The 14869-nt window shown below is 30.1% G+C and carries 11 protein-coding genes, 3 pseudogenes and 1 CRISPR repeat array; of the genes and pseudogenes, 7 read left to right on the plus strand and 7 right to left on the minus strand.

The genetic code is table 11. From position 1 onward, the window contains the following. The first annotated feature begins 3 nt into the window (after positions 1–3). Positions 4–1095 carry an alanine--glyoxylate aminotransferase family protein gene (locus tag J4863_RS01910; RefSeq protein ID WP_211618808.1) on the plus strand — a complete coding sequence of 364 codons (1092 nt, stop codon included), beginning with the start codon at positions 4–6 and terminating at the stop codon, positions 1093–1095. Between the two features lie 16 nt (positions 1096–1111). Then, positions 1112–2029, plus strand: coding sequence for a prolipoprotein diacylglyceryl transferase (gene lgt, locus J4863_RS01915; protein WP_211618809.1), 918 nt, complete (start codon positions 1112–1114; stop codon positions 2027–2029). Between the two features lie 210 nt (positions 2030–2239). On the opposite strand, the gene J4863_RS01920 is transcribed toward lgt, so the two are convergent. After that, complete coding sequence (locus J4863_RS01920; RefSeq protein ID WP_211618810.1) at positions 2240–3334, minus strand: nitronate monooxygenase; 1095 nt, start codon at positions 3332–3334, stop codon at positions 2240–2242. A gap of 783 nt (positions 3335–4117) precedes the next feature. After that, positions 4118–4255 (minus strand): annotated as a pseudogene (locus J4863_RS09405) (ISLre2 family transposase); the annotation flags it as partial. Positions 4256–4474: 219 nt separating this feature from the next. Here J4863_RS09405 and J4863_RS01925 point away from each other — a divergent pair. After that, positions 4475–5359, plus strand: a complete 885-nt coding sequence (locus J4863_RS01925) for a fructose bisphosphate aldolase (RefSeq protein WP_211618811.1) — start codon at positions 4475–4477, stop codon at positions 5357–5359. A 240-nt stretch (positions 5360–5599) separates the two neighbouring features. Here J4863_RS01925 and J4863_RS01930 read toward each other — a convergent pair whose 3' ends face one another. The 5 genes and pseudogenes from J4863_RS01930 to J4863_RS09530 all read right to left on the minus strand — a co-directional run. Further along, positions 5600–6136 (minus strand): adenylyltransferase/cytidyltransferase family protein, encoded by a 537-nt coding sequence (locus tag J4863_RS01930; RefSeq protein ID WP_211618812.1) that lies wholly within the window; start codon positions 6134–6136, stop codon positions 5600–5602. 39 nt (positions 6137–6175) lie between these two features. Continuing rightward, the gene (gene pncB, locus J4863_RS01935; protein WP_211618813.1) at positions 6176–7372 is read right to left on the minus strand and encodes a nicotinate phosphoribosyltransferase; all 1197 of its coding nucleotides are present in this window, start codon (positions 7370–7372) and stop codon (positions 6176–6178) included. A 1-nt stretch (position 7373) separates the two neighbouring features. Continuing rightward, positions 7374–8111, minus strand: coding sequence for an NAD(+) synthase (gene nadE, locus J4863_RS01940; protein WP_211618814.1), 738 nt, complete (start codon positions 8109–8111; stop codon positions 7374–7376). A gap of 126 nt (positions 8112–8237) precedes the next feature. Then, a pseudogene (locus tag J4863_RS09410) lies at positions 8238–8855 on the minus strand (ISLre2 family transposase); the annotation flags it as partial. 24 nt (positions 8856–8879) lie between these two features. Continuing rightward, positions 8880–9544, minus strand: a pseudogene (locus tag J4863_RS09530) (transposase); the annotation flags it as partial. Between the two features lie 105 nt (positions 9545–9649). Beyond that, positions 9650–10510: a CRISPR direct-repeat array (repeat unit 37 nt; unit sequence GTCTCAATCCTTGTTTTAATGGATTCACTTCTTTAAC). Between the two features lie 368 nt (positions 10511–10878). On the opposite strand from J4863_RS09530, the gene J4863_RS01960 reads away from it, so the two are divergent. From J4863_RS01960 to cobJ, 4 genes are all read left to right on the plus strand, one after another. Then, on the plus strand, positions 10879–12114 hold the full coding sequence (locus J4863_RS01960; RefSeq protein WP_211618817.1) for an ABC transporter substrate-binding protein: 1236 nt from the start codon (positions 10879–10881) through the stop codon (positions 12112–12114). Positions 12115–12166: 52 nt separating this feature from the next. Then, entirely contained in the window at positions 12167–12868 is a 702-nt protein-coding gene (locus J4863_RS01965; protein ID WP_094079138.1) for a GTP-binding protein, read from the plus strand. A gap of 208 nt (positions 12869–13076) precedes the next feature. Next, positions 13077–13871, plus strand: a complete 795-nt coding sequence (locus J4863_RS01970; protein WP_211619279.1) for an ATP-binding cassette domain-containing protein — start codon at positions 13077–13079, stop codon at positions 13869–13871. Between the two features lie 226 nt (positions 13872–14097). Beyond that, complete coding sequence (cobJ, locus tag J4863_RS01975) at positions 14098–14841, plus strand: precorrin-3B C(17)-methyltransferase (RefSeq protein WP_211618818.1); 744 nt, start codon at positions 14098–14100, stop codon at positions 14839–14841. Positions 14842–14869 lie beyond the last annotated feature (28 nt).

Below are 14869 nucleotides of genomic sequence, written 5' to 3' on the forward strand. Positions count from 1 at the left end.
ATTATGAGTTCAAAATTATTATTAACACCGGGACCAACTAATATCCCAGAAAGATATTTAGAAATTTTAGGAAAGGATATAATACACCACAGAACACCAGCATTTAGAAAAGTTTTGAGAGAAACTAACGAAAATTTGAAAAAAGTTTTCAAAACAAAAAATGACGTTTCAGTAGTGACTTCTTCAGGAACAGGTGTTATGGAAGCAGCTGTAGTTAACTTCTTTTCAAAAGGGGATAAAGTTATTGTTGTAAACACTGGATATTTTGGAGATAGATTTAGAAAAATTGCTGAAATTTATGGATTAGAAGTAATTAATTTGGAATATGAATTTGGAGAAAGCTATAAATTAGAAGATGTAAAAAAAGCATTGGCTGAAAATAGTGATGTAAAAGGGATTTTAGCTACTCATAGTGAAACTTCAGTTGGAATCTTGAATAACATTAAAGCATTAGGAGATTTGACTAAAAATACAGATGTTTTATTAGTTGTTGATACAATAAGTGGACTTGTTGTAAATGAGTTTGATTTTGATAATTGGGGAGTAGACGTTGCGATTGCAGGAAGCCAAAAAGCATTCTTAATACCACCAGGATTGGCATTTGTAGCTGTAAGTGATAAAGCTAAAAAAGCTATGGAAAGATCAGATTTACCGAAATATTATTTCAGCATTCAACAATATGAAAAATATTTTGAAGAAATGAATGGAGAAACACCTTACACTCCAGCAATTTCATTAATTTTAGCTTTACATAAATCAGTAGAAGATGTTGTTAATAAAGGAATTGACAATATTATTAAAGAAAAATATGAATTGAGAAAATTCATTGAAGAAAAAGCTAAAAACTTAGGGTTTGAATTACTTGTAAAAGAAGAAGAAAATAGAACAAATACTTTAGTATCTATTTACAGAGAAGGAGTTGTTATTAAAACAATAATTTCAGCTTTAGAAGAAAGAGGTTACACTGTAACAGGTGGAAAAGGAAAATATGCTACAAGTCTTATGAGAGTTGGAATTTTAGGTGAAATTTCGAAAGAACAATTGGAAGAATTCTTCGTTGTATTTGAGGAGGAATTGAAAAAACAATTAGGATAGGAGAAAAAATAATTAAATGAAACCGTATTTATTTAAAGTAGGAGGGTTTGAGCTAAGAATATACAGTTTAATGTATATTCTAGCTTTTCTTATTGGGATTTTTATTTGTCTTGCTGATGATGTTGCAGAAAAAAGAGGAGTTAGAAGTAGAAAAATAGTTGAAGATTTTGCTTTTACAGCTATTGTTTCAGGATTAATTGGAGCGAGATTATATTATGTAATTCTTAGATTTTCAGATTATGCAAGTAATCCGATTTCAATTTTTAAAGTTTGGGAAGGTGGACTTGCAATTCATGGTGGAATTATAGGAGCCTTTATAGGAGCTTGTATTTATGCTAAAAAAAGTAAATTAAATTTATGGGTATTGACAGATATGGGAGTTGGAGCTTTGATGTTTGGTCAGTTTCTTGGTAGATTTGGAAATTTGGCAAATGGGGAAGTTCATGGAGTGCCAACTTTTACACCATTAAGCGTAATTTTTTCAGGGAAATTTAGTCAATGGTGGAATGCATATCAATCAATGAGTTTAGAAGCACAAGCAAAATTCAAACCATTGGTACCGTGGGGATTGGTTTTCCCGTTAGATACTCCAGCTGGTGTGGAATTTCCAAATTATCCTTTACATCCGGCGATGTTATATGAAGGATTTTTAAATTTAATAGGATTTATCATACTTTGGTTCTATTTTAGAAAAAAAGAGAAAAATCCAGGTGTTTTGACGATGATATATTTGATAATGTATGCAATAATTAGAACATTTGTAAGTACATTTAGAGCTGAAGATTTGCATATTTTTGGAATTAGAGCCCCTTATTTAATAAGCATAATAATGGTAATTATTGGAATAATAGGAATTAAATATTTCAACAAACAACCAGAATATGTGTATGTTTCAGAAGATGAAAAAAAAGATGATGAAGACGAAGATGAATAAAAATAAAAAAGTTCGATATTGCTGAAATAAATTTATATTTTTCAGTTTTATCGAACTTTTAATTTATAATTTTTATTACTCGAATTTATTTAAAATCAAATACATAACTTTATATTTCGAGTAAACAAGTATAACTTTTAAGTTTGATTTTAAAGTAGTTTTACTACATATTCTAGAATGAGAAATTTATCTTTTCATAATTTTGAAAAATTATTTTTTCTCACCAGTCATTAATTCATCAATTAAATCTTTTACATGTACAATCTCTTTCAATTTGTATCCGTTAGCTCCCGAAAAGAAAAGTCCAGTTTGAAGTTTACCCATTTGAGCATCTCCAAGACTATCAGCGATACAGTATCCGACAGCTCTAGCACCTTTTCCACGTCCACATGGGAATACACAATTACTAATACATTGAATTTTATTATTATTTGGTTCCAAATTTTCAATTAAGTTAGTTTTAACAGCTCTTCCTGGATAACCAACTGGCGAACTAACAATTACAATGTCCTCTTCTTTAGCATTTATTAAAGTTTTCTTGAAATTTTCACTAGCGTCACATTCATGAGTTCCAATAAATCTAGTTCCCATTTGAACAGCATCAGCACCTAATTCCATAATTTTTTGAATATCATCATGGTCCCAAATTCCACCAGCTGCGATAATTGGAAAATCTCCCCATTTATCTCTTTCTTCTTTAACTGCAGGTAAAATAGCTTCTAATTGGTGTTCAGGAGCAAATAATTCGTCATATTTAGCACCTTGGTGACCTCCACTTTTTGGACCTTCTACAATTACTGCACCAGGCATTTTTCCAGCAGCTTTCCATTTTTTACAAATGATTTTTAAAGCTCTAGCCGATGAAACAATAGGTACAATTGCTACATCAGGATAATCTTTCGTAAGAACAGGAAGTTCTAAAGGCAATCCTGCACCAGTAACAATAATATTAGCACCTGCTTCCAATGCATCTTTTACAACTCTTTCATAATCATTAATCGCTCTCAAAATATTACAAGCCAACGGTTTGTCACCACAAATTTTTCTAGCATTTTTAAAAATTTCAAAAAGTGCTTCACGATTATACGCATTTTCTGTCCCAAACGGTCTTCCGTTAATTTCTTTTTTTACAAATCTCATATTTTGGTAGTATCCAGTACAAATTGCACTAATTGTACCTAATCCACCATTTTTTGATACATTTCCAGCTAATTGGTCCCAGCTAATTCCAACACCCATTCCACCTTGTATAATAGGTTTTTCAATAAAATGTTTTCCAATTTTAATTCCTTTAAGTTCTTTCATTTTTTCCTCCTAAATATTATATTTTTAAATTATAAAAATAATATAAATGGAGGAGCTCGACTAATTTTAGTATTAAGATTAATCGAAGTGTAATTCAATGAAAGATTCGAGAAAAAATAAGAAAATTTAGACTTAGAAAGAATTTTTTTAAAATTCTCAATAAATTTATTTCTTATTTCATTCGTCATAAATGATATAAACGAATTTGAACATAATTTCTCAAATTTTTTAATTAGATTATTGATATCAATTGATTCAAAAATTGATAAATCTAACTTTGCTTCAGAAATATGTTTATCTAAAAGTTTCAAAAAAGTATCATTTTTATTAAGAATAATATTTTTATTTTTATTATAAATAAAAGAAATATTTTGGAGATTTACAAATTTTTTATTGAAAAAATCATTAAAATTATATTTATTTAAAATCTGATTGATTATATTAAAAAACAATTTATTTATGATTTTCGGTGGATGTATGAAATTAAATTTTTCAAACATAATTATCTCCTTTCTTTTATTTTTATTGATGAGTACATATTTCCTCTTATTATATTCTATATAAAAAAAAAAGTCAAATAAGTAAAATATTTTGACAGAGTAAAAAATATAGAGGCAGCCAAAATAACATAATAAAATATTTTTAGCTGTCTTTTTTTAATCATTCTGCTTTGTGATATTTCCTTCAGAACTTCCCTTATCAAACTTTCTCCTCTCCTTGCCGTAGTTTGCAAAGAAAATGTAGCATCTTCATTTGATCTTTTCTTCTCTGGCTTACATTTTCTTTTTCCTTATTAAGTTTTGGCATTTCAAAATAATTGACAAGATTATACACGGTAGCTTTTGAAATACCGTAAGTCTTTGCAACAAATGAAGCCGCAGTATGCTGATATTCAAAAAGTATAGTAAAAATCTGATATTCTAATCATAGAGGAAACCACCTTTCAATAGGATTGGGTGATTATATTGTAACTGGTTTCCTCTTTTTTGTTAATTAAAAATTTTATTAAATTTATTTGCCCCTATATTTTTTACTCTGTCAAATTGATATTTATTCTTGACTTTTTTTTAAAAGTGATATTATAAAGATAGAGATAAAAGTTTTGTAAATCAAATTATTTTAATTTGGGAGGAATTTGCGATGAAAGAAAGATTAGAAAGAATGAGAAATGGTAAAGGATTTATTGCCGCATTGGATCAAAGTGGTGGAAGTACTCCAAAAGCACTGAAATTGTATGGAATTGACGAAAGCGAGTATTCTAATGATACAGAAATGTTTGACTTAATTCATAAAATGAGAACAAGAATCATAAAAAGTCCTGCTTTTAGTGATAAAGAAATTGTAGGTGCTATTTTATTTGAGCAAACTATGGATAGAAAAATTGACGATAAATATACAGCTGACTTTTTATGGGAGGAAAAAGGAGTATTGCCTTTCTTAAAAGTTGATAAAGGACTTGAAGAATTGGAAGATGGAGTTCAATTAATGAAGCCAATTCCAGGATTAGATGAACTTTTGAGCCGAGCTAATGAAAGACATATTTTTGGAACAAAAATGCGTTCTGTTATAAAAAAGGCATCACAAACAGGAATTGCAAAAGTTACAGATCAGCAATTTGAAGTTGCAGATAAAATTATTGCAGCCGGACTTGTTCCAATTATTGAGCCAGAAGTAGATATTCATAATGTTGATAAGGCAGAATGTGAAACAATTTTGAAAAATGAAATCAAAAAACATCTTGATAAATTACCTGAAACTTCAAATGTAATGTTGAAAGTAACTTTGCCTACAGTTGAAAACTTTTACGAAGATTTGACAGAACATCCAAGAGTTGTTAGAGTTGTTGCATTATCAGGAGGTTACCCAAGAGAAAAAGCAAACGAGATTCTTGCTAAAAATAAAGGAGTTATTGCAAGTTTCTCAAGAGCATTAACTGAAGGATTGTCGGCACAACAAAGTGATGATGAATTTGATAAAGATTTGGCAAAAGCTATTAAAGAAATTTATGAAGCTTCTGTAAAATAATTTTATATAAAATTAAAGATGTGACAAAGTAACTATTATTTTATAAAAAAACAGAATCTTTCACTATAAATTATAAATGAAAGATATTAAGCTGTCAAATAAAAAAACTAGCTCGTTTCAAAAGGATGAGCCAGTTTTTTTATTACAAAGATAAAAATTGATACAAAAAAATAATCTCATATTTCATTTAATACTATTTAGCAAGGAAAAAAACTTTCATTAATTTTATGAATAATTTTTTTATATTTCAATCAAAATTTTCCTCATTTCTTCAAATTCTCCCCAATTTTTTTTATTAACAAATTCCTTCCATTTTTCAAAATCATTTTTTCTCATATATTCTCTCAGAGTTGAAGCATTTATTTTTATGTCCTCTCTAGAAATTACAATAAAATTTACAGATTTTTTTATTCTTTCACTAAACCAGCTCTTACATTTAGATTCCTCACCATATACGATACAGTCAACTTTTCCAAAAATTTTTCCCGCTTCACAAAATAAATAATCCCCCCATTTTGTAACATTTCCAGCACCCAAGTCAGCGAGTGGAGAAATTATCAATTTATTTTCCACGATTTCATTCCCATAAATTTTTTTTATCAATTTTTCTCTTAGTTCATAGGAAAAAGGATTTTCAATTGTTCCAGATTTATCACTAGAACCGATAAATACCAAAACTTTGTCACATATCTCAAGAGCTTTATTTATAATGTATTCATGTCCTTTATGAAATGTCTGGAATCTTCCCAGAACCAAGCCTGTCTTATATTTTTTCATTAAAATTTCTCCATTTTTTTATAAATTAAATATAAAATTTCAATATTCTTTTTCCCGCTCCAGCCTAAATTTTACTGATGCCTTCAAATATTTTAAATATTTTTCATCATCACACATGACTTTTCCTTCCACATCACTCAATTTAGCAACTGGTCTGCCATTTACATACTGAAGTTTTATTACAATATTCAGTGGCTTTTCTTTCGTATCATTAGTTACAAATGTTCCGATTCCAAAAGAAATTTTTACTTTATCTTTAAATGTCTGATAAATTTTTTCTGCTTCATCAAAATTTAGTGAATCGCTGAACAAAAGTGTCTTTGTCTTTGTATCTATTCCATATTTTTGATAGTGATTCAATATTTTTTCAGCCCAGATATATGGATCACCTGAATCATGCCGCACTCCTGTGTAGTTATTTACCATGCTTCTGTCAAAATCTCTTAAAAATAAGTCTGTCGTTATTGTGTCGGTAAGTGCTGTTCCGTTATCTCCCTTGTATTCGTCATACCAGTCTTTTAATGCGTAATGATTTGTGTAAGATAGCGGTATTGAGTCGATTCCCTGATACATTTGGACATACTCGTGTGCATAAGTTCCGATTGGCACTAAATTGTATTTCATTGCCAAAAATACATTGGAAGTTCCTGCCATATTTTGAGTTTCGCTGGATAATTTTTTCACTACTTCTTCCTGCCATTCTCTTGAAAGCCGTCTTCTGCAGCCAAATTCGGCAAATTTAAAGTTATATTTTTTATTTTTAAAATCCAAAATCTTTTTTTCTAATTTTTCTTTTGCAGAAACAAGCAATTCATCATAATTAAACTTCATTCTAAAATACACTTCGTTAATAATTTCAAGCAAGTAAATCTCAAACTGCATTGCACTAAAAAGTGGTCCAGAGACAATAACTCTAAGTTCTCCATTTTCAAGCACCGTAGTCACATAATCCTTAATCGGATGCCAAAGTCTTAAAAACTCGACATAGTCTGGCTTTATGAATCTTATCGAACGCAAGTAGTTTAATTCTTCATTTTTAAACCGTAAACTGCACAAATAGTCAATTTGATCGTTTATTTCCGTAACCATTTCTTTTGTAAAAAAAATATTTGGAGTACGACATTTAAAGTGATATTCTCCGACTAAATCAGTATGTTTGTGAAAAATTACCTGATTCATATTAAATTTGTAAAGATCTGTATCAAGCAGCGATGTTATAATTGGCTTTAGTTTCATTTTATTTTTCTCCTTTTTTATACGATGGCATAGGTAAAATTTTGTGTAAATTTATTTTGTGTAAATAGTCTATTTTTTCTTTTATTCTTAAATCCAAAATATTTCCCGTTCTAATATATTCATCCAAAACTTCGTAGCTAAATCCCAATTTTTCCTCATCAGATTTCCCGCTCATTCCATCTTCAGGCACTTTTTTCAAAAACATTTCAGGAAGTCCAAGTTCAACACCAAGTTTGCGCACTTCGGTTTTTGTAAAATCAGAAATTGGAGAAAAATCCCCCGCAGCATCTCCAAATTTTGTCGAATACCCCACAAAATCTTCTGACAAATTACAAGTATTAGCCACTCTCCCGCCAATAATGGCAGAAATCCCATAAAGCACAGCCATCCGTATTCTAGCAGGCTGATTAGTCTTATAGGTGTCAAACTCATCTGGATTTACTCCCATTTGCTGCGAAATTAATTTCTTTAAGTCATTCACAGGCTTTTCCACATTCACTTCATAATGCTTTATTTTCAAAAACTCAACCAGTTTTTTGGAATAATCAATATCATGCTGCACACCTTTTGGCATAAGAACTCCTATCACATTTTCCCGTCCCAGAGCTGCCACACAAAGTGCTGTCACAACTGAAGAATCTGTTCCTCCTGAAATTCCTACAACTGCCTTACAGTTTTTTCCATTTTCTTCAAAATATTTTTTTATCCATTCGATAACTTTCTTTTTTTCATTTTTCATAAAATCACCTCTTTACTTTATTATACCTGGAAATTTTGTGAATAACAAGTTTTTCAAGAAAATTGACAGAGTAAAAAATATAGGGGCAGCCAAAATAACATAATAAAATATTTTTAGCTGTCTTTTTTAAATCATTCTGCTTTGTGATATTTCCTTCAGAACTTCCCTTATCAAGCTTTCTCCTCCTCTTAAATATGGAATATTTGTCCTTTTTCCTGCTTCGATAATAATATCTGCCAAACAATTTGTTTCTATTACTTTTTCCATTGTATCCGCTCTTGACCCATTAAAATACAGTTTGTGAGCCTTGTCCCTATCCTTGCCGTAGTTTGCAAAGAAAGTGCAGCATCTTCATTTGATCTTTTCTTCTCTGACTTACATTTTCTTTTTCCTTAAAAGTTTTCAAGTTCTGTAAAATTATCTTTCTCAAGCCATATGCTTGTCAATGAGCTTGTTCCTGTTCTTGCAGAGCTTCTCAATTCCACGATGTATAGCAACCATCCTCATATATGTATTTCTGCTTCTTCTACATTTCATATGATCTTCATCAATTTCCATATATACTAGTGAATCATCATCCTTTTCAAAACTTTCAATATTAAGTTTTGGCATTTCAAAAGAATTGACAAGATTATACACGGTAGCTTTTTAAATACCGTAAGTCTTTACAACAAATGAAGCCGCAGTATGCTGATATTCAAAAAGTATAGTAAAAATCAGCTTTCTTATCTTTGTATCATATTTAAAGTATGTTGTCAACTCATTCCAGTTACTTCTCCAGGAATTAATTACTGCCATATACTTTTTACCCCATTTTTCTTCTAATTCATCCAGTTTAAACTCTGCCTGTTCCAGTGTTGGTGCATTATACATTTCTTTTAAGTCTGATGTAAATTCCCTTGCATCTTTGTAAGAAATATATCTTATGCTATTTCTAATTTGTTGAACCACACATTTTTGAATTTCTGTCTTTGGAAACACTGAAGATATTGCTTCGCTGAACCCTTTTAAATTGTCAACAGACATAATTAGTATATCCTGAACCCCTCTGTTTTTCAATTCATTTAAAACATTTAGCCAGTACTTGCTTGATTCATTTTCTCCTATCCAAAATCCTAAAACCTCCTTTCTTCCTTATCTATTCCTATAGCTAAATATACCGCCTTTTTAACAACAACTCCATCTTTTCTTACACTGTAATGGATAGCGTCCATAAAAACTATTGGATATACATCCTCAAGCTGTCTAGACTGCCATTCCCTAAGAGAATGTTTAGCATATCCCAGTTCATGCTCAATTTCAGCTTCAAGCATAGTTTGAATAGTACCCAAAAGAAAATCCTTAAGCATATCCTTAATATCATTAGTATCTTTAATATTGTAATCCTCAATCAATGTTTTAAAAATTTCGTTGTCAATTTTCTTTTTAGCCATAACAAAAACCTCCAAATATTATATAGTTATTTTACCATATATTATTTAGAGGTTTACACAAAAATTTTTACACACCCAAATTAATAAATTAATAGTTGACTCAATGTTTCAATCCTTGTTTTAATGGATTCACTATTCTTACTTCCTAAAGAATTCAAGGATGTTCATATGGGGTATCAAGTCTCAATCCTTGTTTTAATGGATTCACTTCTTTAACATATTACTCCACAAATAGAAATTGTAGAAGAAGAAAAATGTCTCAATCCTTGTTTTAATGGATTCACTTCTTTAACCTGTAATTCAATCAGCTGTACAAACAATATTAGACAACGTCTCAATCCTTGTTTTAATGGATTCACTTCTTTAACCCTATCGAAAAGACAAAGGCAGTGCAAGATATGATGGTTGTCTCAATCCTTGTTTTAATGGATTCACTTCTTTAACATTGGTACATCTTTAATAATATCGAAAAATTAACTCCAGGTCTCAATCCTTGTTTTAATGGATTCACTTCTTTAACACTTTCACCACTAGGCTTATCAGAGAATTTTCTACAAGAGTCTCAATCCTTGTTTTAATGGATTCACTTCTTTAACCTATCGAAATATTTTACCATCTGTCACTTCGACGTGTACGTCTCAATCCTTGTTTTAATGGATTCACTTCTTTAACATCCAAGGAGGATGAATAAAATGGGATACAATACGGTCTCAATCCTTGTTTTAATGGATTCACTTCTTTAACCGCTCGTGAAAATGTAGAGGTTTTAAATAAAAGCGTCAGTCTCAATCCTTGTTTTAATGGATTCACTTCTTTAACCAATACTTTTAGAAATTTGGGTGCTGGGAACGCCAGGTCTCAATCCTTGTTTTAATGGATTCACTTCTTTAACGAAAAAGAAATTGAACTTTATATTGATTTTGTTAAAAGTCTCAATCCTTGTTTTAATGGATTCACTTCTTTAACACGTACTTTCAAGAAAATCCTTTATTTATAGGTGCTACAGAGATTTTTTCAGACATTAAAATCGTATTTTTTTGATTAATTTTTATCATTTTATGCTGTTTTTTTAGCATTTTCCGTAACTCCTAATCCTCATTTTTATTGACTTTGAGTAGATTTTCTTTATTTTTGATAGTGGTAGGAATTTTTACCACGAACTTATTTTACCATACTTTTTTATTTTTTCAAAATTTTTTTTGATTTTGATAATCACAATATTTTTTTAAAAAAATTTGAAATTTGTAACAATTGTAACATCTTTAGAACTGTTATTGTGATATAATAATTTGAAAAACTAAATAATTATTTTTATAGAAAGGAAAATTTAAATAATGGAAAATAAATTTTTTAAAATGACAGATACGCTGTTTGATATTATGGATAGATATCCAGAAGCGTTAGATTTCTTTATTTCTAACGGTTTTGAGCAATTGAAGAATAAACAAATGTTGAATATAATGGGAAAAACGATTAAGCTAGAGATGGCATTGAAGGCAAAAAAAATAAATCCAGATTTATTTGAGGAAAAATTAGTGACATTTTTGCAAAAGGATAGTGATATTGATATTTCGCTTGAGGAAGTGAAAGCGGATGGAACTGGAGATATTACAATTGAGGGAGTTTTGCCTTGTCCAATAAGAATACCTTTGCTTGAAGGGATAAAAGAGTGGGTTGAAGATAGCAACAAGAAAAATGATTACAAAATTACTTATGAATTGAAATCGGCAAATTTAGGATTGGATGATGTTGTGGAAAAAGTAAAAACTGGAGATCCTGACAAAGTGCCAGATGTGTTACTATCAGCTGGATACGAGTTATTTTTTGATGAGGAATTGATGGGTCAATACATGAAAAAAGGTATATTTGAAACGTATTTTGATGAAATTAATAAAGATTTTTGTAATGAAAAGATTGATTTGAGAGATCCTCAAAAAAAATATGCGATTATGGGAGTTGTTCCAGCAGTATTTTTGATAAATAAAGCGGTTTTAGGAGATAGAAAAGTTCCAGAAACGTGGGATGATATTTTGAGTGAAGAGTTGGAAAACTCAGTTGCGTTACCAATGAATGATTTGGATTTATTTAATGCGTTAATAGCAACTATCTACAAAGATTACGGTATGGATGGGATTTATAAATTAGCAAGATCATACAAGAAAAATTTACATCCAGCTCAAATGGTAAAAGCTAAAGGTAGAACGCCAGAAGCTCCAGCAGTCAGTATTATTCCATATTTCTTTACACAAATGTTAAATGGAGCAAAAGATTTAGAAGCAGTTTGGCCAAAAGATGGAGCATTACTAAGTCCGATATTTATGATTACGAAAAAAGATAAAATGGATAAAATAAAACCATTTATGGATTTCTTTGTATCAGAAAAAATTGGAGAATTATTTTCAGCAAGTGGGAAATTTCCTTCAACGAATCCAAAAACAGATAATCATTTAACGCCAGAACAAGGATTTAAGTGGATTGGATGGGATTATATTCACAGTCATGATATTGGGAAAATAATTAGAGAAGGAGAAGATGAATTTAATAAGGCTGTGGAAAAATATATAAGATAGAAATTTTATTAAAAATTAAAATGATGAAAATGAAAAAATTAAGGAGAGAAAAATGAATTTAGTTATATTTTCAGGACCGCCATCTTCAGGAAAAACAAGTGTTATCTTGAAAACGGTCGATGCATTAAAAAAACAAGGAATGTCAGTTGGTGTAGTAAAATTTGATTGCTTGTACACAGATGATGACAAATTGTATGAAAAAGCAGGGATTCCAGTGAAAAAAGGGATTTCAGGAGCTTTGTGTCCAGATCATTTTTTCGTATCGAATATCGAGGAAGTTGTGCAATGGGGAAGAAGTTTGGGATTATCGGTTTTAATTACAGAATCAGCGGGATTGTGTAATCGTTGTTCGCCATATATTAAAGATATAAAAGGAGTTTGTGTAATTGATAATTTATCAGGAATTAATACGCCTAAAAAAATTGGTCCAATGTTAAAATCAGCTGATATTGTCATCATCACAAAAGGGGACATCGTTTCTCAAGCAGAAAGAGAAGTATTTGCGTCGAGAGTTAATTCAGTAAATCCGACAGCTGTAACAATGCATGTGAATGGTTTGACAGGACAAGGAGCTTATGAATTGAGCACATTGTTGTATGAAAAAGAAAAAGAAATTGAAACAGTTCAAGGGAAAAAACTTAGATTTCCAATGCCTTCAGCACTTTGTTCGTATTGCTTAGGTGAAACAAGAATTGGTGAAAAATACCAAATGGGAAATGTTAGAAAAATGAATTTAGGTGGTGCGAATGAATAGAAATTTAGTGGATAAACTTTCGATGAAAGAATTAATAGAAAAATATCCGTTTGCTGAAAATTTTTTCGTTGAAAATAATATAATTATTGAAGGATATGAAAACGAAACTTTTAGTAAGTTTTTGAAAATGTTTACAGAAGAGCAAAAAGAAGACATGGCACTTGATGTGGAAAATATTGAGATTTCGTTAATTGAATATGTTGAGCAAATGAAATTGTTTTTGGGAATGGAAGAAGAAACAGGTGTTGAAACGCTTACAATTTTGGCTGGACAAGACAAAACAGGAAATCCAGAAGGATTTGGAAGATTAGATATTCATAAATCAGAAATAATTTCAATCGTAGGACCAACAGGTTCAGGAAAATCAAGATTATTAGCTGACATCGAATGGACGGCACAAAAAGATACGCCAACCCAAAGAGAAATTTTAATAAATAACGAATCTCCTGACAAAAAATGGAGATTTTCATCAAATAATAAATTAGTTGCTCAATTATCGCAAAATATGAATTTTGTTATGGATTTGTCGGTTAAAGAATTTTTGGAATTACATGCTAAAAGCCGTATGGTTGAAGATGTGGAAGCTGTAACAGAAAAAATAATTTTAGAAGCAAATAAATTAGCAGGAGAAAAGTTTAACCTAGATACAGCAATTACAGCCTTAAGTGGAGGACAATCAAGAGCATTAATGATCGCTGATACAGCAATTTTAAGTTCATCTCCAATCGTTTTAATTGATGAAATTGAAAACGCTGGAATTGATAGAAAAAAAGCATTAGAATTATTGGTTTCTGCAGATAAAATAGTCTTAATGGCGACTCACGATCCAACATTAGCTCTAATTGCAAACAAAAGAGTAATCATAAAAAATGGTGGAATTGCTAAAATAATCGAAACAACGCTAGAAGAAAAAGAAATTTTAAAAGAATTAGATAAAATGGACGAAAAAATTCAAAAAATGAGAGCAAATTTAAGAAATGGAGAAATACTTTCTAGTTTGTAGAGAGTTGATTTGTTAAAAAATAGAGTAAACTTGTGAGTTTTACTCTATTTTTATAGTAAAATTATGGAAAATTTTTAGTAATTATGTCACTAGAAAAAAGAAGTGTTAAAAATTTTGAAATAAAAATTAAGTTTGAGAGTAGAGCTTGAACTTTTCAAGAAAAAAAATTGACAAGATAATAAAAATGTAATAAGATTAAACAAAATAAAATTTCAGGAGGAACCCGATGAATAAAACAGGAAAAATTTACGTAGTAGGTATAGGACCAGGAAAAAAAGCAGATATGACATTTAGAGCATACGAAGCAATGGAAAAAAGTGATATTATAATTGGTTATAAAACATATATGGATTTAATAAAAGAATATTACCCAGGAAAAGAAATGAAAAATTCTCAAATGACAAAAGAAGTTGATAGATGTATTAACGTTTTGAAATTGGCTAAAGAGGGGAAAAATGTGGCGTTGATAAGTAGTGGAGATGCAGGAGTTTATGGTATGGCTGGAATCATGTTGGAAATTGCTGATGGAGAAGTAGAAGTGGAAATCATACCAGGAGTAACAGCAACAAATGCAGCAGCAGCAATAGTTGGAGCACCAGTAATGCACGACTATGTGACAATTAGCTTGAGTAATTTATTAACTGACTGGGAATTGATTAAAAAAAGATTGGAATTAGCAGCACAAGGAGACTTCGTTGTGAGTATCTATAATCCAAAAAGTCGTGGAAGAGTGACTCAAATTGAAGAAGCAAGAGAAATTATGTTAAAATATAAACCAAAAACAACACCAGTTGCAATCGTTAGAAATGCAGGAAGAGAAGACGAAGAACACGTTGTAACGACTTTAGATGAAATGCTAAATCATGAAATTAATATGCTTACAATCGTAATAATTGGAAATGCAAATACATTCATTAAAGATGGAAAAATGATAACTCCGAGAGGTTACAGTAATAAATACGAATATTAAAAATATTTTTGTTCTTTTTTCGAGTAAA

It is taken from the genome of Leptotrichia sp. oral taxon 221 (assembly GCF_018128245.1).
GTDB lineage: Bacteria > Fusobacteriota > Fusobacteriia > Fusobacteriales > Leptotrichiaceae > JABCPH02.

What these genes read in the sequence shown, in the direction of transcription:
- J4863_RS01910 (WP_211618808.1), top strand. Translation starts at nt 4, where the DNA reads ATGAGTTCAAAATTATTATTAACACCGGGACCAACTAATATCCCAGAA.
- lgt (WP_211618809.1), top strand. Translation starts at nt 1,112, where the DNA reads ATGAAACCGTATTTATTTAAAGTAGGAGGGTTTGAGCTAAGAATATAC.
- J4863_RS01920 (WP_211618810.1), bottom strand. Translation starts at nt 3,334, where the DNA reads ATGAAAGAACTTAAAGGAATTAAAATTGGAAAACATTTTATTGAAAAA.
- J4863_RS01925 (WP_211618811.1), top strand. Translation starts at nt 4,475, where the DNA reads ATGAAAGAAAGATTAGAAAGAATGAGAAATGGTAAAGGATTTATTGCC.
- J4863_RS01930 (WP_211618812.1), bottom strand. Translation starts at nt 6,136, where the DNA reads ATGAAAAAATATAAGACAGGCTTGGTTCTGGGAAGATTCCAGACATTT.
- pncB (WP_211618813.1), bottom strand. Translation starts at nt 7,372, where the DNA reads ATGAAACTAAAGCCAATTATAACATCGCTGCTTGATACAGATCTTTAC.
- nadE (WP_211618814.1), bottom strand. Translation starts at nt 8,111, where the DNA reads ATGAAAAATGAAAAAAAGAAAGTTATCGAATGGATAAAAAAATATTTT.
- J4863_RS01960 (WP_211618817.1), top strand. Translation starts at nt 10,879, where the DNA reads ATGGAAAATAAATTTTTTAAAATGACAGATACGCTGTTTGATATTATG.
- J4863_RS01965 (WP_094079138.1), top strand. Translation starts at nt 12,167, where the DNA reads ATGAATTTAGTTATATTTTCAGGACCGCCATCTTCAGGAAAAACAAGT.
- J4863_RS01970 (WP_211619279.1), top strand. Translation starts at nt 13,077, where the DNA reads ATGAAATTGTTTTTGGGAATGGAAGAAGAAACAGGTGTTGAAACGCTT.
- cobJ (WP_211618818.1), top strand. Translation starts at nt 14,098, where the DNA reads ATGAATAAAACAGGAAAAATTTACGTAGTAGGTATAGGACCAGGAAAA.